Below are 19,971 nucleotides of genomic sequence, written 5' to 3'. Positions count from 1 at the left end.
CGCATCCTCCTCAGTCGGACGGCAAGCGAGCAGGCTTGGGCGTCTGTGTCGAGGCAGCAGCGGGAGGAGCGGCCGGCATGTCCACAGGCTGGGGTGGCGCGAGCAGCTTCGCCGGCGCTGCGAGGCGAGCCTGCGCGGCAGGCAGGGTGATGACGACGCGGAGGCCCGGAGCGTTGTCCTCCAGCCTGAGCTGCCCGCCATGGAGCCGGACGACACCGGCCACGGTGGACAGTCCGAGGCCGAAGCCCGGCTTCGTTCGGCTGGCCTCCAGGCGAACGAAACGGTCGAGTACCCGCGCGCGATCGGCCTCGGGCACGCCCGGGCCATGGTCGGCGACGGACAGCGCCACGTCGCTCCCGTCGCGCCAGGCTGCGACGGTGACCGTGCGCGGTCCAGCCGTTTCGGGCTGACCGTATTTCAAGGCGTTGTCGATCAGATTCGCCAGCGCCTGGCCGATCAGCTCGCGGTTGCCGATCACCTGCAGCCCGGGCGCGACCTCCTCGATGAGCGCCAGGCCCGCCTCCTCCGCCAGGGGCTCGTAGAGCTCGGCCATGCCGGAGACGAGTTCGGAGAGGTCGAGCTCGCCGATATTGTCGCTGATCTTGCCCGCCTCCAGCCGCGCGATCATCAGCAGGGCGTTGAAGACGCGGATGAGACTGTCGGCCTCCTCGATCGCCTTGTCCAAAGCGGCGCGCAGCTCGTCCTGCGAGGTCGCGCTCCGCAGCGCTTCCTCCGCGCGGTTGCGCAGGCGCGTCAGCGGCGTCTTGAGATCGTGCGCGATGTTGTCGGTGACCTGCTGCATGCCGGCCATCAGCTCGCCGATGCGGTCGAGCATGGCGTTGAGGTTCAGCGCCAGCCGGTCGAGCTCGTCGCCCGTACCGGTGATGGCGAGCCGGCCCTCGAGATCGCCCTCCATAATGGCATGCGCCGTCTCGGTCATGCCGTCGATACGGCTGAGCACCCGGCGGGCGACGAACCAGCTGGCGAAACAGCCCAGAACGAAGACCAGCGCGAAGGACCAGCCGATCGCCCGCCCGATCACCGCGCGCAGGCGCTGCCGCTCCTCGAGGTCGCGCCCCACCAGCAGCCGGAAGCCGGCCGGCAGCACGAAGACGCGCACCAGCGCATGGTTCGGCGCCTCGATGGCGTCCTTGGTGCGGGCGTATTCGATCTCGCTCTCGCCGGGCCTGTCGAGGGTGCCGGGCGGAATCGCCTCGACATTGCCGGCGATCCGCTCCCCGACCGGCGTGGTGACGAGGTAGAGCGAGGCGCCGGGCCCCCGCGAGCGCTGCTCGATGATGTTGACGAGGCGCCGGATGCCGCCCACGCGCTGCTGCTCCGCCAGCCCCTGGATCTCCGCGTCGATGGTGGAGCGGATCTGGTCGGTGATCAGGCGCTGCGCGTTCCAGGCGACATAGCCCAGCACGAAAGCGGCAAACAGGGCGAAGATGAGGAGATAGACCGCCGTCAGCTTGAAGGCGGTGGTCCGCACCAGCGTCGGCAGGAATTTGGGGCGCCGACGCACCGGGGCCTCAGCGGGAGCCGTCACGAACCATGTATCCCGCGCCGCGAACCGTGTGGATCATCGCGTGCTCGAAACCCTTGTCGACCTTGGAACGCAAGCGGCTGACATGCACGTCGATGACGTTGGTCTGGGGGTCGAAATGATAATCCCAGACGTTTTCGAGCAGCATCGTGCGTGTGACCACCTGGCCGGCATGTTTCATCAGATATTCGAGGAGGCGGAATTCGCGCGGCTGCAGGAGGATGTCCTTGCCCTCGCGCGTGACGCGATGCGCCAGGCGGTTCAGCACCAGATCGCCGACCTTGTAGGTCGTGGGCTCGGACGCCGGCGCGCCGCGGCGGCGGGCCAGCACCTCGACGCGGGCGAGCAATTCGGAGAAGGCGTAGGGCTTGGGCAGATAGTCGTCGCCGCCGGCGCGCAGCCCCTTCACGCGATCGTCGACCTGCGCCAGTGCCGAAAGGATCAGGGCGGGAGTCTCGTCCTTCTGCTCGCGCAGGGAGCGGATCAGGGACAGGCCGTCGAGCCGCGGCAGCATGCGGTCGATGACGAGCACGTCATAGCCGCCGCCCTCGGCCATGGCATAGCCTTCCAGCCCATCCACGGCATGGTCGGCGACATGGCCGACCTCGCGGAAAGCCTTGGTGAGATAGGCCGCAGCCTCGGCGTCATCTTCGACGATCAGGAGTCGCATGATTGGACTTTAGCGCAGGAAACGGAAGAACGGCAGGCCGGAGGATACGCTTCCGGCCTGCCGCCGCGACGGCCGATCTCCCCGGGCTGGGGCGACAGGGAACCCGAGGAGACGGCCGGCTTCACCAGTGGTCCGGGCAGTCAAGCCGCCCGGACCGAGGATCGTTCGTCAAGCGGCCGGCTGGCGGCCGACTTCGAAGCTGACATCCCGGGTGTGGCCTTCGCGCAGGACGGTCAGCGACACCTTGGAACCGGGCGCGACATTGGCGATCCGGCGGGAGACGTCACGGGCATCCTTCACCTGCTCGCCGTTGATGGCCACGATGGTGTCGCCGCGGCGGATGCCGGCCTTGGCGGCGGGACCGCCGGACTGGGCCTCGGCCACGAGGGCACCGCGCGGGCTGTCCAGACCGATGGCGGCCGCCAGTTCGTCGGTGACCGGCTGGATCTGCACGCCGATGAAGCCACGGGCGACCTTGCCACCGTTCTTGAGCTGGTCGACCACCTGCTTGACCGTGGAGGCCGGGATCGCGAAGGCGATGCCGACATTGCCGCCCGACGGCGAGTAGATCGCGGTGTTGACGCCGACGACCTCGCCATTGCCGTTGAAGGTCGGCCCGCCCGAATTGCCCTTGTTGATGGGCGCATCGATCTGCAGGAAGTCGTCATAGGGACCGGAGCCGATATCGCGACCCTGGGCCGAGACGATGCCGGCCGTCACCGTACCACCGAGGCCGAAGGGGTTGCCGATCGCCAGCACCCAGTCGCCGATGCGCGGCTTGCCGTCGGCGAGCTTCACATACGGGAAGTCGCCGCCATCCTTGACCTTGAGCAGCGCGAGATCCGAGCGGGGATCGGTGCCGATCACCTTGGCCTCGAGCGTCTTGCCGGAGTCGGTGACGAGCTGGACCTCGACGGCGTGCTCGACGACGTGGTTGTTGGTGACGACGTAACCGTCCTGGCTGATGAAGAAGCCGGAGCCCTGCGCCATGGCCATCTGCGGCTTCGGCTTGGCTTGGCGGCCGCCGCCCTCCTCGCCGCCAAAATCGCGGAAGAAGCGACGCAGCTGCGGGGGCAGGTCATCGAGGCTCTGGCCATCGCGGTCCGCGGCGGCCGCGACCTCGGCCTTGACACGGACGGAGACGACCGCCGGCTTCACCTTGTCGACGAGGTTGGCGAAGGAGGGAAGCTGCGACTGCGTGCCCGAGAGCTCGATCGGCTGGGCATAGGCATGGTCGTTCTGCATGAAGGCGCTGTCGGCGATGCCGGCCGCCAGGCCGATGCCGAGAATGGCCGTTCCGGCCAACAGGGCGCCGCGGCGCAGAAGGGTCTTCCGGGGGGTGTCTTGTGTCGTCATGGCTTCAGAACCTCGTTCAGCGACAGGGTTCTTCCCTGCTCGTGAGGCTGACCATGCGGCCGGGCGCCTTACCCGGCTTTGGCCTGAAGATGACGATTTCGTAAGGTCAGGACCGACCCTGTCCCGCACCAGCCTCGTCGGCCAGCAGAGCATCGATACGCCGGCGCTCCTCCTGCGTCAGAGCCGCCGCGGGGGGTGCCGGAGCGAGGCGGCGGGCGCGGCTCCATGCGAACAGCGCCCCCGCCAGAAGGATCAGGAACGGCGCGCTCCAGAGCAGAACCGTATGCGCGTTGAATGGGGGCTTCAGCAGAACGAAGTCGCCATAGCGCTGCACCACGAAATCGGTCACCGCCGCATCGCTGTCGCCCGCCACCAGCCGCTCGCGGACGAGAACCCGCAGATCGCGCGCGAGGGGCGCGTTCGAATCGTCGATCGACTGGTTCTGGCAGACGAGGCAGCGCAGGCCGCTGGAGATCGCCCGCGCGCGCTGCTCGAGTGCAGGATCCTTCAGCACCTCGTCAGGCTGCACCGCATGAGCGCAAGAGAGCGTGAGCGACAGCAGGACGAGGATCGCTAACAGCCGGCGCATCGCCCCTACTCCGCAGGCTGGGCCGCGACCGGCACGGCGGCGCGGCGGGGAGCGGCAAGGCGAAAGCGCCGGTCAGTCAGCGAAAGCGTGCCGCCGACCGCCATCATCAGCGCGCCGATCCAGATCAGCAGAATGAACGGCTTGTCGTAGAGGCGCACGGCCAGCCCGCCATCCTGCACCTCGCCGAGGCTGACATAGGCCTGACTCAGCGAGCGGGTGCGAATACCGGCCTCGGTCGTCGGCATCGCCCGTGCGGTATAGACCCGCTTGGAGGCCTCGACGGGGTCGAGTTCGGTTCCGTGATCGTAGAGCCGGAAGCGGGCAACCTCAGCGCGGAAATTCGGGCCGTTGCGGGGCACGATCGTCTCCAGCACCACGGTGTAGCGGCCCGCGGTCAGCTTCTCGCCGGGCTTCAGCGTGCCGATCGCCTCGCTGCTCCAGGCCGAGGCGGCGATGCCGATGATGCTCAGGCCGACGCCGGCATGGGCAAGGGCCGTGCCCCAGGCGGAACGCGGCAGGCCCTTGGCCCGGGAGAAAACGGCCTGCCAGCCGCTGGCCCGCGAGACGATGCGCTCGCCGAGATCGAAGCCCGCGCCCAGGACGAGAAACAACCCCAGCCCCACCGCGAGAGGCGCCAGCACCGGCCCGCCGCGCGTGATGGCGATGAGTGCCAGCGCCGCCAGCAGCGCGAGCCCGAAGGCGGCGGCGTTGCGCTGGGCCGCGCCGAGCAGGTCGCCGCGCTTCCAGGCGAGCGATTGCCCGATCGGGAGGATCAGCAGCAGCGGCACCATGATCGGAACGAAGGTCGAATCAAAGAAGGGCGCGCCGACCGAGATCTTGTCGCCGGTCAGCATTTCCAGTGCGAGCGGATAGAGCGTGCCGATGAAGACGGTGGCGCAGGCCGTCGCCAGGAAAACGTTGTTGACGACCAGCGCGCTCTCCCGCGACACGGGCGCGAACAGCCCGCCTTGCCGCAACAGCGGCGCGCGCCAGGCGAACAGCGCCAGCGAACCGCCGACGAAGGCGATGAGGATCAGCAGGATGAAGAGCCCGCGGGCCGGATCACTGGCGAAGGAGTGAACGGAGGTCAGAACGCCCGAGCGCACGATGAAGGTGCCGAGCAGCGACAGCGAGAAGGTCAGGATCGCGAGCAGGATGGTCCAGACCTTCAGCGCATCGCGCTTTTCCATGACCACGATGGAGTGCAGCAGCGCGGTGCCGGCGAGCCAGGGCATGAAGGACGCATTCTCGACCGGGTCCCAGAACCACCAGCCGCCCCAGCCCAGCTCGTAATAGGCCCAATAGGAGCCCATCGCGATGCCGAGCGTCAGGAACACCCAGGCGAGCAGCGTCCAAGGCCTGACAGCGCGCGCCCACATCGCGTCGATGCGCCCGTCGATCAGGGCGGCGACCGCGAAGGCATAGGTCATCGAGAACCCGACATAGCCCACATAGAGCAGCGGCGGGTGGATCGCGAGGCCGAGGTCCTGCAGGATCGGGTTGAGGTCCTGTCCCTCGGCCGGGGCCGGCAGCAGCCGCTGGAACGGGTTCGAGGTCAGCAGCGTGAAGGCGAGGAAGGCCGTCGCGATCAGGCCCTGCGCGGCCAGGGCGCCGGCACGCAGGCGCGGCGGCAGCGACTCGCGCGACAGCGCCACCAGCGCGCCGAACAGCGTGAGAATCAGGACCCAGAGAAGCAGCGAGCCCTCATGGTTTCCCCAAACCGAGGTCAGCTTGTAGATCAGCGGCTGCGCCGAATGGGAATTGGCGGTAACGTTCGCGACGGAAAAATCCGAGCGGACATAGGAGGTGACCAAGGCCGCGAATGAGAGCGCCACCAGCGCGAAACTCACCAGCGCGGCATTGGATGCGACCGAGGCCAAGGCCCGATCATGGCGTGACAGCCCCCAGAGGGGCACGAGCGCCTGGATGATCGAGACACCCAGCGCGAGAGCCAGCGCATAATGGCCGATTTCAACGATCATCGGCCGCTCACGGTTTCGCCGGGGCGGCAGCGCCGGCCTCGCCCTGCCAATGGCCCTGCTTCTTCAGCGTGTCGGCGACCTCGCGCGGCATATACTTCTCGTCATGCTTGGCGAGGACGGAATCGGCCTTGAAGCGGCCCGCGCCTTCCAGAACGCCTTCCGTCACGACGCCCTGCCCCTCGCGGAAGAGATCAGGCAGCAGTCCCGAATAGCTGACGTCGACCCGGCTCTTGCCGTCGGTTACCGCGAAGGAGACCAGCTGGCCCGGCCCCCGCTTCACCGAGCCTTGCTCGACGAGACCGCCGAGCCGCAGCCGGGAGCCTGGCGCCAGACCCTTCTCGGCAATCTCGGTCGGGCCGTAGAAAAAGACGATCGTGTCCCGCATCGCGAAAAGCACCAGACCGAGCGCGAGGGCCAGCACGAGGCCGCAGGCCGCGATCACCGTCAGCCGCAATTGCTTGCGGGTCAGACGTCGCTTCGGCGTGGCGGAGCGAATCTGTGGCGCGACGGTCATGGCTTGGGCTCCTCGAGCCCCAGTTCATTGGCCAGAGCGGTGAGCGTCGCAAGGGCGGAAGGGTCGGTGGCGAGGCGTTCGCGCGCCGTCGCCAACGCTTCGCGGGCCTGCGCCTTCTCGCCGAGCACGCTGCGCGCCCGCACGAGGCGCGACCATTCCTCCAGCGTGCCGCCTGAGGGCTTCAGACGCTCGGCGAGACCGTCGACCATGCCCCTGATCGCCGCCTGGCGCTGATCCGCCGGCAGGCTCGCGATCGCGTCGCCCGCCGATGGGCCTTGGAGGTTACGCAGCTTGGCCTGAACCATCGGCGCCCATTCCGCACCCGGGGGCGCGCTGGCCAGCAGCGCGCCGAAGGCCGCTATGGCGGCGGGCTTGTCGCCGTCCTGCTCCTGGGAGAGGGCCAGATAGAACTGCGCACGCGGGTTGCGCGGCTCCAGGCGCAGCGAACTGGAAAAAGCCGCTCGCGCCGCCGCGGTCACGACGCCGGCAGCCGCCAGCACCCGCGCCTCCCCAAGCCCGGCATAGAGCTCGCTATCGGGTTGGCCATGGCGCAGGGCGGATTCGAAGGCACGCTCGGCATCGTCATAGCGCCCCTGCCGCAAATAGAGCGGCGCGATCAACGTCCAGCCCTTGGCGTCAGTGGGGTTGCTCGCCAGATGCGCCTCCATCTTGGCAAAGGCGATGGCGAAATCCTGGCGCGGCCCGGCCTGCGCCATTCGCTCGGCCAAGGGCTGGTCGGGAAGCATCGGCGAGCCGTAGACGCCATAAACCAGCAGTGCCAGCAGCGGCACCACCGAAAGCATCAGGGCCGAGCTCGCGCGGCGACGGCGCAGGGAGGGTTCGCTCTCTCCCGCCGGCTCCTGCTGGGCGGCCACCGCCCGCAAAAGCCGCCGGCCCGCTTCGGCGCGCGCGGCCTCGGCTTCGGCGGGGCCGATCAGCGCGCGCTGGAGGTCGCGGTCGATCTCGCTCAGTTGGGACCGATAGAGGCTGCGCGCATCGGCGGCATCGGCGAAAGCCTGCGCGCCATCGCGCCGCAACGGCCAGAGCAGGGCGAACACCGCCGCCCCCGTCATCGCCGCAAGGATCGCCCAGATCATCATGGCGCGTTCTTATCGAATTGGAGCTGCCGATTCATGGCGACATAGGGTCACGCATCGTCGCGCTCAAATGGACGGCAGCGCCAGTCGGGCGCGAAGCCCCCCCAGCGGCGACGGATGCAGCGTCACCTCGCCGCCATAGAGCTTGGCGAGGTCCACCACGATCGAAAGGCCGAGGCCCGAGCCGGGCGTGGTCTCGTCCAGCCGGCGGCCGCGCTTGAGGACTTCAGCCATCGCCTCGTCGGGCAGGCCGGGGCCGTCATCGTCGATGAGGAGAGCCATCCGTTCGCCGTCGGTGCCCGTGCCGTCCTCCAGCGTGACATCGACGCGAGACACGGCCCATTTGAAGGCGTTGTCGAGAAGATTGCCCAGCATCTCCTCGAAATCCTGCTTCTCGCCGCGAAAACGCAGCGTGGAGGGGACGCCGTGAGACCCGGCGACGCCCTTGTCGCGCGTGATCTTGATGAAAGTCCTCAGAAGCGCCTCCAGAGAGGGCACAACCTCGGTCATCCCGCCGAGGGCGCCGGAAAGCGCAGCCGCGCGCGCCCGGTCGAGGTAATACTGAACCTGATCGCGCATGATCGCGGCCTGCGTGCCGACCGTCTGGGCGAGATGGCTGCGCTGGCGATCCGCCTCCGCCTCGTTCAGCATGACGCTGAGCGGAGTCTTCAGCGCATGGGCGAGATTGCCGACCTGGGTGCGGGCCCGCTCCAGAATCTCGTGATTGGCGTCGATCAGCTGATTGAGTTCGCCGGCCAAGGGGGCGAGATCGGGCGGATATTCGCCGGCGATGCGCGGGGCCTCCCCGGTTCTCACCGCGCCCACCGCGGCACGCAGGCGAACCAGCGGGCGCAGGCCGAAGCGAACCTGCATCAGCGTCGAGAACACCAGGATCAGGCCGAGCAGCACGAAGGTCATCGTCAGAGCGAAGCGGAAATCCTGAATGTCTCCCTCGATCTCGTCCGCCGGGGCCGCGACGGCGACCGTGAAGCGGCCATCCTCGCCGACATCGATCTCCCGCTCCAGCACGCGCAGCATCCGGTCGTCGGGGCCGGAAACATAGCTTTCCCGCAGACCGCGGTTATTGGGCGTCAGCCCCTGGTCGAGCAGCCTCGGCAGCTGGCCGCCGACCAGCGAACGCGAAGCCCTGATATTGGGCTTGTCGCCGTCCAGCCGGACGATCTGCCAGTACCAGCCGGAGAGCGGCAGGTCGAAGCGGGGCTCGCCGAGATCGCCGATCGCCTGACGCTCGGTCTCGGGAGGAGCGGCGAGATCGGCGACCAACTCCTTGATGTAGACCGAGAGCCGCTCGTCGAAGCCGCGCTCGGCCGAGCGCCGATAGAAGGTGGTGAGGCCCAGGCCGGCCAGGACCAGGATCAGGATGCAGCTCAACGCCGCCGACAGAAACAGCCGCGCCCCGAGCGAATAGCGGCGTTTGCGGAGGGGCATCGCCCGCGATCAAGCTTTGGCCGGAGGGGCGGCGATATAGCCGAGGCCGCGCACGGTCTCAATGACGTCGACGCCGAGCTTCTTACGCAGCCGCCCGACGAAAACCTCGATCGTGTTGGAGTCGCGGTCGAAATCCTGGTCGTAGAGGTGCTCGACCAGCTCCGTGCGCGAGACGACGCGGCCCTGGTGATGCATCAGGTATGAGAGGAGGCGGTATTCGTGGGAGGTCAGCTTGACCGGATTGCCGTCCACTACGACCCGGCTTGCCCGCGTGTCCAGCCGGACCGGGCCGCAGACCAGTTCGGAGGTGGCATGGCCGGCGGCGCGGCGCAAAAGCGCCCTCACCCGCGCCAGCAGTTCCTCGACATGGAATGGCTTGACGACATAGTCGTCGGCGCCGGCGTCGAATCCGCCGACCTTGTCGCTCCAGCGGTCACGTGCGGTGAGAATCAGCACTGGCATCACCTTTCCGGCGCGGCGCCAGCTTTGCAGAACGGCGACGCCATCGACCTTGGGCAGGCCGAGATCGAGGATGACGGCATCGTAGGGCTCGGTTTCGCCGAGATAGGACGCCTCCTCGCCATCGAAAGCCTTGTCGACGGCATAGCCGGCGTTTTCCAACGCCGTGACGATCTGGCGGTTCAGGTCCTTGTCGTCCTCGACGACGAGCAGTCTCACGGTCTTCGCGCTCCCGGTTGCGAATGCGGCCCGCCTCAGCGGACGGTCGACACCTTGCCCGATTGGCCTTCCAGCGTCACCCGCGCAACCCTTCCGTCACGCTTCATCGTGGTGACGACATAGACATAGTCGTCGCCCTGTCGACAAAGGCGGATGCGAAGAACCTCGCCGGGCGCGGCATGGCGGGCATTGCGCGAGGCTTCGGCCGGCTGAATCACCTTGCCGTCGGCCAGGACGTCGCGCGTGTCCTCCGAGGACAGGCACGAAATCGGAGCCGGATCGTCCACGCGCAGGATCGGCGCCGGCGGGGCCGACAGCAAGGCAAAGGCGAGAAGGGGTTCGACCGGCATCATCGACATGGGGCTATTCCCCCGGCGCTGAACACGCCATGAATGCGCGCGAGCGAGTGCCAGAGTAGTTCAACGGACGGGCAGCCGTCCACGCCACTCCTTCCCCGGCCCAACCACGGCGCTGATCTGCCGGACCGCGATGTCGATCTCGTTCAAGGGAGCGCCGAAATCGGCGCTTTCCTGCGCGGCGAGATAGGTCCAACCGGGCTGGTCCAGGATGACGCTCCGGATCGGCGTCGTCCCCGAGACGATATCCAGAACATAGCTCTCGCTCTCTTCGCCGAGGGGGACTTCGGCCAGATCCCAGCTGTCGCCGTCGAGCCGGGTTCGGCGCAGCCAGGAGAGTTCGACACCGGCCGGGACACGCCGGGCCTTCAGGCCCACCGGCGCCAGCGGGCGCAGGGCCGAGCCATCGACCGCGACGGAGAGCTCCGCCATGGTCGGATCGCCGACATCGTGCCGGGCCGGCCCGACGCGCAACAGCAGGGTCCGGCCGATCTCAGCCAGATCCGCCGTCAGCGCCAAAGCCGCGCCGTCCAGCACCACCACCCGCGAGCCGACCGGCAGAAGTCGCGAAGCGGCGTCTTCAGACCCGGCAAGCCCACGCAGGAAACCGGAGAGCCGAAAGCGGCCCGGCCCGATCAGTTCGACGCCAGAGACGGTGACCAGCTCTATCGTGCCAGCCGCGTCGATCAGGGCCAGAGCATTCGCGCCGGCCAACGCGGCTTCGGCAGAGACCGAAGCGAGGCTGCCACCCCGCAGCCGGACATCGAGAATGGCGCGAGGATCGGTGCGCCAGAGCGGGCCGGGAGGCAGCTCGGTCATCGTCTCGCCGACGATCGAGGGCGCATTGACCAGGTTTCGCAGCTCGAATGCGCCGCTCGGGCCGGCTTGCCAGATGGCGAGCGCGCCCGGCCAAGGGGAAGCGAAGGCGGCGAGCGACAGCAGAACCGGCGGCGTGCCGGAGGCGATCGGCAGCGAAAGCGGGATCACCAGCGGGCGGCCCGGCAAGGGCGGCGGCTGGCGAACCGGCTTTTCGCGGGCCGGCGCGGCGGGGGGACGATAGATCGCGGGCTCGACAAGGCGGCCGCTGACGCGCCGGGTCGGCCCGTCAGCGATTCGCGTGACCTTGAACAGCCGCTCGCGCGGGCCGCCTGGTGCCGAAACGACATCCCCGGGCTCCAGCGACAGACAGCGCGGCGAGAGCTCGGCATCGAAGGTCTCGCGGGCGGCCCAGGCCTCCTGCAGCCGCTGCTCGGCGAGCCTGGCGGCCTCGGCCGGGCGGGTCACGATGGCCGTCTCGACCGCGACCTCGCGGCGAGCGGCCCCGGCCAGCCGCCGCGAGCGGACGGCGGCGCTGCGATAGCCGTCATCGCCGTCGCAGAAGCCGAGGCGCAGTTCGCGCGGCAATTCGCTTTCCTGCGTGCGGCGGATCTCGAAGGGCTCCGTCTCGCGCCCGGGAACGACATCGTCGCTGTCAAGCGCCCGCACGGGACCGGCATCGCGCCCCTCGAAGCGCAGCGCGCCGGAACTCATCACGGCGTCGAAGCCGAAGCTCTGGGCGAGGGGCTCGAGCGCTTGCCGGGCGGAGAGCGGCCTGTCGAGAACATAGCCGTCGAGAAAGCCGTCCACGGCGATACGATCGGCCGGCGGCAGGTCGAAATCGGCGAGGATCTTGGTCAGGAGCCGGTCCAGAGACGTGCCTTCGAGCCGTCCGTTCAGCCAGTGGCCCGTCTCGAAATGGCTGCCGTCCGCCCAGATGGTGCCGAGGTCGGGAAAGGCGGGAAAGGGCCGCGCATCCCAGTTCCAGACGAAGACATGCCCCGGATCGACCATGCGCAGACCCGAAGCCGGATCGATCGGATTCAGCGCCGGCTTGAAACCGGGCTGGCCTGGATCGAAGCCGGAGAGGATCGCGCCGAGCGCCCGGGCCTGCACGAGATCGTCGCGCGCGCCGGTCGAGAAGGGCGGCAGCCCGCCTTCGGCTGATTTCGGATCCGGGAAGATATTGGGCGCATTGGCGCCCTTGTCGACCGCCGGAACGCCGGCCTCGGTCAGCCAGATCGGCTTGGCACCCGGCTGGAAGGCCGTCGGCGCGGTCTCCACGCCATCGACGCGCCGGATATGGGGCTGGCTCCACCAGTTGGCCAGATCCTTGGGGCGAAACAACCAGTGCTTGCCAGAGGCGCCGTCCGTGATCGGCAGGCGCTGCTGGGCCAGACGTGCAGCGGCATCGGCGTAATACCAGTCGAAGCCCTCCCCGGCCGACAGCCGGTCGCGAAGGTAGCCTTGGTCCGCCGGGCCGCGCGCGATGGCGAGATCGGCATGGCCGCCCGAATCGCGCCAATCCGAGAGCGGCGGGTACCAGTCGATCCCGATGGCGCCGATCGCAGGATGGGCCCAGAGCGGATCGAGCGGAAAATCGACATCCCGCCCGCCATTGCGGCTGTCGGCGCCATATTCCGTCCAGTCAGCCGCATAGGTCAGCGTGGCCGAGGGCAGCAGGGTTTTTACATCGGCGGCGATGGCACCAAGATGGGCGGCCATCGGGTAGCCGGAGGAGTCTCGCAGCCGGGTCAGGCCGAACAGCTCGGACCCGATCACGAATCCCTCGACACCGCCGGCCTGCCGTGCCAGCGCCGCGCAATGCACCACGAGGCGACGGAAGGACCATTCATCGGGCTTCGCGCAGGCGATGGCGCCGCCCATCACCGACATATCGACCGGGGCGACCGAACCGATGAAGGCGTCGAGCTGGGCGGCCAAAGCCGCCGTTCCTTCGGGCGTGCCGGCGCGCCCCGGCGCCGGATCGCAGCTGATGCGCCCGCGCCATGGATAGGCGGGCTGCCCGGCAGCGCCGGAATGCGGATCCGGCAGGGTGTTTCCGGCCGGAATGTCCATCATCAGAAAGGGATAGAGCACCACCTCCAGCCCGTGCTCCAGGCGCAGACGGCGGATCAGCGCGACGACGCTCTCGTCGCTCGGCGTTCCGCCGAAGGCCGGCCGGCCCGCCGCCTGGCTGACGGGGCGCGCGGTTTCGCGCGACAGGCCCGCGACGGACCATTGCGCGCCGACGGTCGGCTTGTGGGACACCTCGACCCTCGGCGCCACGGTGCAGTGTCCGGCGCGCAGATCGTCGCCGAACCAGGAGACCACCAGCGCGACGCGGCGCAGATTCGGGCAGAGCGCGCGCAGTTGCGCCAGCGAGGTCTCGATATCAGAGCCGCCATAGAGCTGGTGGCGGGTCAGGCTCTCGGTGACGCCAGGATCAGGCTCATGGCTGACGGCACGCGACTCATAGACGAATTCGCCGGCGCCGGGGGTGAGCGTCACCGCCTTGATCATACCGCCAAGGCCCTCGACGGCCCGCACAACCTCGAATTCGAATTGCGGGATGCGATTGCCGTAATCGGCCAGCGGAAAGCGCTCGAAGACGACATAGGCGACCCCGCGATAGGCCGGCGCCGCTCCCGCTTCCTTCGCAACGATCAAGGGGTCGGGCGCCTGATCGTCCTCGCCGCGGTGGACGCGCAGCGAGACCGTCGCGACATCGAGCTCCCGCCCATCCGCCCAGATGCGCCGAACGAAGGCGATCGGGCCCTCGCACAGGCCGATCGCGAGATTGGCCGCGTAGCTGTAGGTGGTCTCGTAGGTCTTCTGCGCCTTGCCGCCCTTGCCGCCGCTCTTGGTGCGGGTGATCGAAAGCTTGATCTCCTCCTCGAAGCGCGTCGCCCAGATCAGTTGTCCGCCCAGCCGCGCCCGCCCATAGAGGCGCGGGATGGCGGCGCCCTCGGTTGCGACGAGGCCGTTGATCTCCTTCAGCCTCGGCCCTTCGACGATCCGATTGCCGCCCGAGCCGCCGAGCCAGGCCTGGTCGAGGCTGGCGCCGGCAAGCCCGCCGAGCGCCTGGCCGATGGCGCCGCCGATCGGGCCGCCCAGGGCGGAGCCGATCGCAGAGCCCGCCGCCTGGAGAAGAAGCGTCGCCATCAGTCGCAGACTCCGGGAAAGGAAAAGGCATGGCTGCGATGGCGCCGCCACCAGCCGGTCAGCGCGACCTCGGTCACGGCGGCGCCGTCATGAGCGTGGATGATGCGGCCAGGCTCGCTCAGGATAGCGCAATGCTTGGCCGGCAGATGCTCGCGCCAGCGGAACAGCAGCACGTCGCCCGGCTCGGCCGTATCCGGGTCGCAGGCCCGCAGATGCCGCAGGGCGGCGCAAGCCAGCGTCTCCTCGCCCAGGCTCTCGGTCCAGAGCGGCGTATAGGCTGGAGGCGCCTCCGGCTCCGGCCCGTAGATCTCGCGCCACACGCCGCGCACGAGCCCGAGGCAGTCGCAGCCCACCCCGCGCAGCGAGGCCTGATGATGATAGGGCGTGCCGAGCCAGAGCCGTGCGGCGGCGACGATCTGCGCCCGGCTCATCGGAACAGGCTCCCGCCATCGAGCACGCCATCGCCGGGCCGCACGCCGGCGATGATAAAATCCCTGTTCGGCATATGCGGGAAGCCGCGAAAATTGGCGCCGTTACCGAATTTGGCCCGGCAGGTGGCGAAGCTCTTGTCGCAGCCCGGCGTCAGCTGAAAGCCATCGCCCGGAAGGATGGGCGAGGCAGGCGGCTGCCAGAGTTCCAGGGTCGCGTTCGCGCCTTCGCGACCATGGCGCTTCACCTCGCAGGCGAAGCCTGCATTGTGCCCATCCGTGAAGAGCAGGCGGCCCGCGGTGAAGTGGCCGTCCGCGAGATCGGCAAGGCCGAGGGCCGTGATCTGCAGGCGGCCATCGGTCTGCGCCACGCTCGCGGCCAGCGGCGTCAGCGCCACGCCGCAGCGCCGGTCGCCGAGTTCGGCGTCGCATCCGCGCAGATAGAGCCGGCCCCGCTCCTCGTCGAAGGCTTTCGCGAGGCTGCGGATCTCGGCGGTGAAGACGGTCTCGCCGCGGCGCACCTCGCCGACGAAGCCCTCGTCGAGAAGCAGGCGCTGGGCCGGATCGGCCCAGTTCACCAGCCAGACGCGCAGGCGGGCATCGTCGTAGAGCCCGGCCGCCAGATCGGCCTCGTTGAGGCCGGTCGCCGCGAAGGCGCCGGAAACCTCGCCGCCGCCGATGGCGAAACCGAGCTCCCCGGTGACCTCGGCGGCTTCCAGTCCGGATGCGGCGGAGAAGGTCAGCCCATCAAAGGCGAGTGGACGGTCGTGATCGGTGAAGCCCAGCGCCAGCCCATCCCGGCGCGTCAGGCTCCAGCAATGGCACAGGGTGGTGGCGCCTGCCTCGAGATGAGCGGCCAAGGCTGCGGGAATGTCGCGCATCTGATCCTCAGGGCAGGATTTCGATCACCGGGATTCGGGGTATCTCGCCGGCCTCGAAGGCAGAGAGATCGACTTCGATCGCGTCGGTGTCGAAGCGAACCGGAACATCGAAGAAGAAGCCGGCCGAGATGGCGGTGCCGGCCGGCGGCACGAAGCCGGGCGAAAAGGTCACGACGCCGCTGGTGGCGTTGCAGGTGAAGGCCGAGGCGGGCTGAACCAGGCCGTCGATCGCGACGAGCACGCTGCCCGCGACCGGCTTGGCGATGTCGCGGCGATAGGCCTGCCCGCCGAGGCCATAGCTCTTGCAGAGCTGGAAGCTCGCGGTCGCGCCGTCACCGAGCCCGATCAACTGGTCCATTGCACCCGGCTCCTGCCCCGGCGGGCAGCTCTTGCAGTCGAGCCGGTCACGCCAGCGGAAGCCATAGAGCCGGCCGCGCCTTTCCTCGAAGAAGCTTACCACCGCCGCCAGAGCGTCGAGCGAGCGAACGCCGAGCCCGGCATCGTAGCGGCGCCGGGAATGCGCCCAGCGGCTGTTGCGGACTTCCCGCCCGGAGGCGAGCGTGACGATCTGGGTCTGGCGCTCCGGCCCGCCCCTGGCGCCGCGCGCGATGTCGAGCGGGAAGCGCACTTCGTGAAAATCGCTCATCGCTGCCGCCTCACAGTGCCCGGCTGCCACGGGCGACGGCCCGCGCGATCGCCGCAGAGATCTGGGCCTCGGAGCGGCGGAAGCTGTCGGCATCGGGCGTCGAGACCTGCACCGTCACGGCGACGGGCCGGCCGGGACCGCCCGCCGCGCGCACGCCCAGCCGTCCGTCCGGCCCGCGCGAGAGCGGCATGATCGCCTCGGCGCCCGCTTCCCCCATCAGGCCGAGCCCGCGCCCGGTCGGGAAGTAGGAGGGCGAGGCGACGATGCCGCCGGCGGCCAAGGGAGCGACGGGGACCGATGCGCCGGCGCTTCCACCCAAGCCGCCGAGACCGGCGGTGAACAGGCCCGAGAGGCCCTTCACGCCGGTGGAGAGCAGGTCGGACAGGCCCGTCTGAAGCGGTTTCAGAGCCGATTTGAGCAGGCTTCCGGTCATCGTCTTGCCGACGCTGCGCAGCACGTCCTCGAAACGCTTGCCCTCGACCACGCCGCGCGAAAACGCGGTAACGATCGATTTACCAAAGCTTTCCGACGAACGGCTCAGAGATTGAGTCAATCCGTCCATGGCGCGCAGATCGGCGACGCGCCTTGAGCCGGAGGCATCCTCTTCCGCCATGGCAAACTCCTCAGACAATGATTCAACCGCGCCCCTCAAGGGTCGGGAAACGCGGCGATGAGAGCGGCCAGCGCCTGCCTGTCCGGCGCGCCGGCCGCCACGCCGCGCCCGTGAGCCCGCATCGCAGCGGCGAGCTCGCGCGGCGTGGCGGCCCAGAAGCGCTCGGGCGGCCAGCCGAGGCGACCGAGCCCGAACGCCATCGCTTCCGCCCAGGGGAAAGCCGCCGGCGCGCTCAATCCACCGGCGGCTGCGGAGGGCGGGCGCCCTCCCCTTCCCCGAAGGTTGCTTCCAGCAGCGCAATGGCCGCCTTGATCGCCCCCGCCAGCCCTTCGTCGAAATCGAGCCCGGCCACCTCCTCGTCGGCGACGACCCGCCCCGCGCCGCGCAGGCCCGCGGCCAGGATGCGGACGATGTCGCGCGCCGACAGCTCGCCGGAGACGAAGCGCTGGCCGAGTGCCGGCAGAGAATCGACCGCGAAGGCATGCTCCAGCTCGGCCAGCGCCCCCAGCGTCAGGCGCATCGGCAGCTCTTGCCCGGCGACCATGAGCGCGGTTTCACCGCGATGACGATTGACCATGGTGTTCTCCTCAGAGCGTGGTGAAGGCGAGCGCGCCCGCCGATTCCAGCGAGAGATCGAAGGTGACTTCCGCGGCATGGTCGCCGCGATATTCGAGGCTGGTCAGCTGAAACGGCCCCTGGATCAGGCCGAAATCCGGTACCACCACCTGCCAGTCCCGGATCGCACCGTCGAAGAAGGTTTGGCGTACCAGCGCGTCGGAGTCGGCATCCTTGAAGATGCCGGAGCCGCTGATGGCGGCGCGGCGCATGCCGGCCCCCTGCAGCAGCTCGCGCCAGCGCCCGGCCGATTCCGAATGCGTCACGTCGACGGTCTCGGCATTGAAGGCGATTTGTCGCGCCCTCAGGCCGGCGACCGTGACGAAGCCGCCGGCACCGTCCCCCGCCTTGAGCAGCAGGTCCTTGCCCTTCTGTGCCGACATCCGGCTCTCCTTCGATGGTTGGAACTGGCGTCAGGCCGGCTCGGTGGCGGCCCGGAAACGCAGCGTCACGCTTGGCAGGCCGTTGCGGGGCTCGCGCGCCAGCCGGCTCGACAGCCAGCGCAGGTTGACGAGCACATGGCCGTCCGGCGCGAGGTCGCTGCCATCGAGGGTGGCGACGATCAGGCCGGCCGCCTGCAGGGCCTGGCGCGAGGAGCCGCTCTGCCCCGCCCAGACGACGAGGGCGAATTCCTGCTCGCAGCCGGCTTCGGTCCCAGTGGACCAGTCGCGCGCCTCGACCTCGCCATGCACCACATAGAGCCCGCGCTCGGCGCGCGGCGCCTCGTCGAAGATGCGGTCGGCGCCGATCAGCGCCGTCAGCGCAGCGTCCGCAGCCAGGCGCGCCTGGACGGCGCTCCGCAACGCCAGGATCGCGTCGCTCATGGCGTCACCTCCTCGGCGAGACAGATCAGCCGGCGCCGTCCGCCGTCGGGATCGGCGGCGGCGCGGATCTCGAACAGGCGCGCCCCATCGCGCAGGCGCCTGCCGGCATCGAGATCGCCGCGCCAGCGCAGGGTGATGCGATAGCTGCCGGTCTGTTCCGGCCGCCCCTGCCGCCAATGCTCGGCGCCGCCGAGCCATTCCACCTGGGCCCAGAAGGCGGCCACGGTGACGAAACTGCGGGTGACGCCGCCCAGCCCGTCCGGCATCTCGACCGGAGCCAAGAGCACGAGGCGGCGCCGCATAGCCCCGATCGCCGCCTCCGCACGCTCCGCCATCACAGCCGCGCCCTGCGATAGGGGGCGAGCAGCGCGGCGATCGGCACGGGCAGGGCCCGGGCGTCGCGGCTGGCGACGTCGCCGCGCTCCTCGAACCAGCGCGCTGCGAGGCGCAGCACCGCCTGCCGCAACGGCGCGGGCACGTCCGTCGCGGCCGGACCGAAGCCCGCGACCACATCGATCTCGATCGCGCCATGGTCGCGGCCGGGGGTGGGAACGCCGCCTGCGATGCGGATCAGCGGCGGGTCGGAGAGGCTCTCGAGCGACAGGGCCGCGGGATCGATCGGCTGCGCCAGTCCCGCCTGGTCATAGACCCGGGCCGCAAGGATCGCGCTGACGGGCGAGAGCGGCAGCCTGATCTCGCCCTCCTGCGGCCAGCGATCGACGACGATGCGCCAGTGCTGGTCGACGAGGCATCGGCCGCACGCTGCCTCCACCATCAGGCGCGCCGCCGTCAGCAGCATCGCCAGCAGATCGTACTCGTCGGCCTGGTCCAGGCGCAGGAAGCTGCGGGCTTCATCCAGCGAAACCGGCTCCTCGACAGGCGGCTCCAGGGCAAGCGGCGTCATGATCGCTCCATTGCGGGTTCAATTGCGGGAGACGACGCGCTATCTGCGCTCCTCAGGAGGAGCGTTCGATGCGCATCGTGAACTGGGCTCTGGGTCTCGCCTGTGCGCTGTCGGCGCTGCCGGCTGCGGCGGTGGTCGGCGGCCGCGAAGGCGGCCCGGCGGAAGCCTCGACCGTGATGGTGCTCAACGCCCGCGGGGGCGTCTGCAGCGGCGTCGTGATCGCGCCGAAGGCGTTGCTGACGGCGGCCCACTGCGCGGCCGGCGGCAGCGAGCTGCGCGTTCATTGGCGGGACGGCGCGGAACCGGTGCTGCTGGTGCCCGCCGCCGTCGTCCTCCACCCGGAGTTCAACGCCAACGCGGTCAGCAACCGGCGCCGATCGGTCGACCTGGCCCTGGTGCGGTTGTCCGAGCCGCTTCCGGCACGGTTCTCGCCGGCCGCGCTGGAGGCCGGGGCCGCGCCGCGCGCGGGCAGCCCGGTCACGCTCGCCGGCTACGGCGTCTCCCGCGAGCGGGAGGCCCGCACGACAGGCACCTATCGCTCCGCCGCGCTCGAGGGCATCGAGCCCTACGGCCCCGGCCGCATCCTGCTCTGGGCGGCGGATCCCGCCGGGCGCGGCAAGGCGCCGGGGGCAGGCGCCTGCCAGGGGGATTCCGGCGGCCCCATGTTCGACGGGCCGGCCGTTGTCGCGATCAGCAGCTGGTCGACCGGCCCCGCCGGCCGCGAATGCGGATTGTTGAGCCAGGGCGTCCTGGTGGCGCCACAGAGGGGCTGGATCGACACGATCCTGGGCCAATGGGGGCAGAATGCCCGCTGGGCGGCACCGCGCTGACGGAAATGCTGG

Annotated in this window: 22 protein-coding genes; 1 reads left to right on the top strand and 21 read right to left on the bottom strand. The window is 69.6% G+C overall.

The features are described from left to right. Window positions 1-10: 10 nt before the first annotated feature. From ACOJTB_RS09935 to ACOJTB_RS09835, 21 genes are all read right to left on the bottom strand, one after another. The gene (locus ACOJTB_RS09935) at window positions 11-1,549 is read right to left on the bottom strand and encodes a sensor histidine kinase (protein WP_420102368.1); all 1,539 of its coding nucleotides are present in this window, start codon (window positions 1,547-1,549) and stop codon (window positions 11-13) included. After that, complete coding sequence (locus ACOJTB_RS09930) at window positions 1,533-2,216, bottom strand: winged helix-turn-helix domain-containing protein (protein ID WP_420102367.1); 684 nt, start codon at window positions 2,214-2,216, stop codon at window positions 1,533-1,535. Before ACOJTB_RS09930 ends, ACOJTB_RS09935 begins: the two co-directional genes overlap by 17 nt. A gap of 168 nt (window positions 2,217-2,384) precedes the next feature. Then, on the bottom strand, window positions 2,385-3,572 hold the full coding sequence (locus ACOJTB_RS09925; protein WP_420102366.1) for a trypsin-like peptidase domain-containing protein: 1,188 nt from the start codon (window positions 3,570-3,572) through the stop codon (window positions 2,385-2,387). 106 nt (window positions 3,573-3,678) lie between these two features. Then, window positions 3,679-4,161: a cytochrome c-type biogenesis protein gene (locus ACOJTB_RS09920; protein WP_420102365.1), complete on the bottom strand. Its 483-nt coding sequence runs from the start codon at window positions 4,159-4,161 to the stop codon at window positions 3,679-3,681. A 5-nt stretch (window positions 4,162-4,166) separates the two neighbouring features. Beyond that, complete coding sequence (locus ACOJTB_RS09915; protein WP_420102364.1) at window positions 4,167-6,143, bottom strand: heme lyase CcmF/NrfE family subunit; 1,977 nt, start codon at window positions 6,141-6,143, stop codon at window positions 4,167-4,169. A gap of 7 nt (window positions 6,144-6,150) precedes the next feature. Next, window positions 6,151-6,612 carry a cytochrome c maturation protein CcmE gene (gene ccmE / locus ACOJTB_RS09910; protein ID WP_420102373.1) on the bottom strand — a complete coding sequence of 154 codons (462 nt, stop codon included), beginning with the start codon at window positions 6,610-6,612 and terminating at the stop codon, window positions 6,151-6,153. 41 nt (window positions 6,613-6,653) lie between these two features. Further along, a complete protein-coding gene (gene ccmI, locus ACOJTB_RS09905; RefSeq protein WP_420102363.1) occupies window positions 6,654-7,757 on the bottom strand; it encodes a c-type cytochrome biogenesis protein CcmI in 1,104 nt (367 codons plus the stop codon). Window positions 7,758-7,820: 63 nt separating this feature from the next. Next, entirely contained in the window at window positions 7,821-9,203 is a 1,383-nt protein-coding gene (locus ACOJTB_RS09900) for an ATP-binding protein (RefSeq protein WP_420102362.1), read from the bottom strand. A gap of 9 nt (window positions 9,204-9,212) precedes the next feature. Further along, window positions 9,213-9,881, bottom strand: a complete 669-nt coding sequence (locus tag ACOJTB_RS09895; protein ID WP_420102361.1) for a response regulator transcription factor — start codon at window positions 9,879-9,881, stop codon at window positions 9,213-9,215. 35 nt (window positions 9,882-9,916) lie between these two features. After that, a complete protein-coding gene (locus ACOJTB_RS09890) occupies window positions 9,917-10,240 on the bottom strand; it encodes a PepSY domain-containing protein (RefSeq protein ID WP_420102360.1) in 324 nt (107 codons plus the stop codon). A gap of 60 nt (window positions 10,241-10,300) precedes the next feature. Then, window positions 10,301-14,218 carry a baseplate multidomain protein megatron gene (locus tag ACOJTB_RS09885; RefSeq protein ID WP_420102359.1) on the bottom strand — a complete coding sequence of 1,306 codons (3,918 nt, stop codon included), beginning with the start codon at window positions 14,216-14,218 and terminating at the stop codon, window positions 10,301-10,303. After that, the gene (locus ACOJTB_RS09880) at window positions 14,218-14,649 is read right to left on the bottom strand and encodes an NlpC/P60 family protein (protein WP_420102358.1); all 432 of its coding nucleotides are present in this window, start codon (window positions 14,647-14,649) and stop codon (window positions 14,218-14,220) included. Before ACOJTB_RS09880 ends, ACOJTB_RS09885 begins: the two co-directional genes overlap by 1 nt. Next, window positions 14,646-15,527 (bottom strand): DUF2163 domain-containing protein, encoded by an 882-nt coding sequence (locus tag ACOJTB_RS09875; RefSeq protein WP_420102357.1) that lies wholly within the window; start codon window positions 15,525-15,527, stop codon window positions 14,646-14,648. Before ACOJTB_RS09875 ends, ACOJTB_RS09880 begins: the two co-directional genes overlap by 4 nt. A gap of 7 nt (window positions 15,528-15,534) precedes the next feature. After that, window positions 15,535-16,173 (bottom strand): phage distal tail protein, Rcc01695 family, encoded by a 639-nt coding sequence (locus tag ACOJTB_RS09870; RefSeq protein ID WP_420102356.1) that lies wholly within the window; start codon window positions 16,171-16,173, stop codon window positions 15,535-15,537. 10 nt (window positions 16,174-16,183) lie between these two features. After that, complete coding sequence (locus ACOJTB_RS09865) at window positions 16,184-16,786, bottom strand: phage tail tape measure protein (protein WP_420102355.1); 603 nt, start codon at window positions 16,784-16,786, stop codon at window positions 16,184-16,186. A gap of 35 nt (window positions 16,787-16,821) precedes the next feature. Beyond that, the gene (locus ACOJTB_RS09860) at window positions 16,822-17,022 is read right to left on the bottom strand and encodes a rcc01693 family protein (RefSeq protein WP_420102354.1); all 201 of its coding nucleotides are present in this window, start codon (window positions 17,020-17,022) and stop codon (window positions 16,822-16,824) included. Continuing rightward, the gene (locus ACOJTB_RS09855; protein WP_420102353.1) at window positions 17,019-17,363 is read right to left on the bottom strand and encodes a gene transfer agent family protein; all 345 of its coding nucleotides are present in this window, start codon (window positions 17,361-17,363) and stop codon (window positions 17,019-17,021) included. The genes ACOJTB_RS09860 and ACOJTB_RS09855 overlap by 4 nt, the downstream gene beginning before the upstream one ends. Window positions 17,364-17,373: 10 nt before the next feature. Continuing rightward, on the bottom strand, window positions 17,374-17,784 hold the full coding sequence (locus ACOJTB_RS09850; RefSeq protein WP_420102352.1) for a phage major tail protein, TP901-1 family: 411 nt from the start codon (window positions 17,782-17,784) through the stop codon (window positions 17,374-17,376). A 30-nt stretch (window positions 17,785-17,814) separates the two neighbouring features. After that, window positions 17,815-18,225, bottom strand: coding sequence for a DUF3168 domain-containing protein (locus tag ACOJTB_RS09845; RefSeq protein WP_420102351.1), 411 nt, complete (start codon window positions 18,223-18,225; stop codon window positions 17,815-17,817). Beyond that, window positions 18,222-18,560: a phage head closure protein gene (locus ACOJTB_RS09840; protein ID WP_420102350.1), complete on the bottom strand. Its 339-nt coding sequence runs from the start codon at window positions 18,558-18,560 to the stop codon at window positions 18,222-18,224. The genes ACOJTB_RS09845 and ACOJTB_RS09840 overlap by 4 nt, the downstream gene beginning before the upstream one ends. Continuing rightward, a complete protein-coding gene (locus ACOJTB_RS09835; protein ID WP_420102349.1) occupies window positions 18,560-19,129 on the bottom strand; it encodes a head-tail connector protein in 570 nt (189 codons plus the stop codon). Before ACOJTB_RS09835 ends, ACOJTB_RS09840 begins: the two co-directional genes overlap by 1 nt. A 68-nt stretch (window positions 19,130-19,197) precedes the next feature. Between ACOJTB_RS09835 and ACOJTB_RS09830 the strand changes: the two genes are divergently transcribed. After that, window positions 19,198-19,959 (top strand): S1 family peptidase, encoded by a 762-nt coding sequence (locus tag ACOJTB_RS09830; RefSeq protein WP_420102348.1) that lies wholly within the window; start codon window positions 19,198-19,200, stop codon window positions 19,957-19,959. The last annotated feature ends 12 nt before the right edge of the window (window positions 19,960-19,971 follow it).

Origin of the sequence: Allobosea sp., assembly GCF_048595345.1 — a bacterium.
Taxonomy (GTDB): Bacteria; Pseudomonadota; Alphaproteobacteria; order Rhizobiales; family Beijerinckiaceae; genus Allobosea.
The sequence above is the reverse complement of the archived record's forward strand: the minus strand, read 5'-3'. Positions and strand labels throughout refer to the sequence as shown.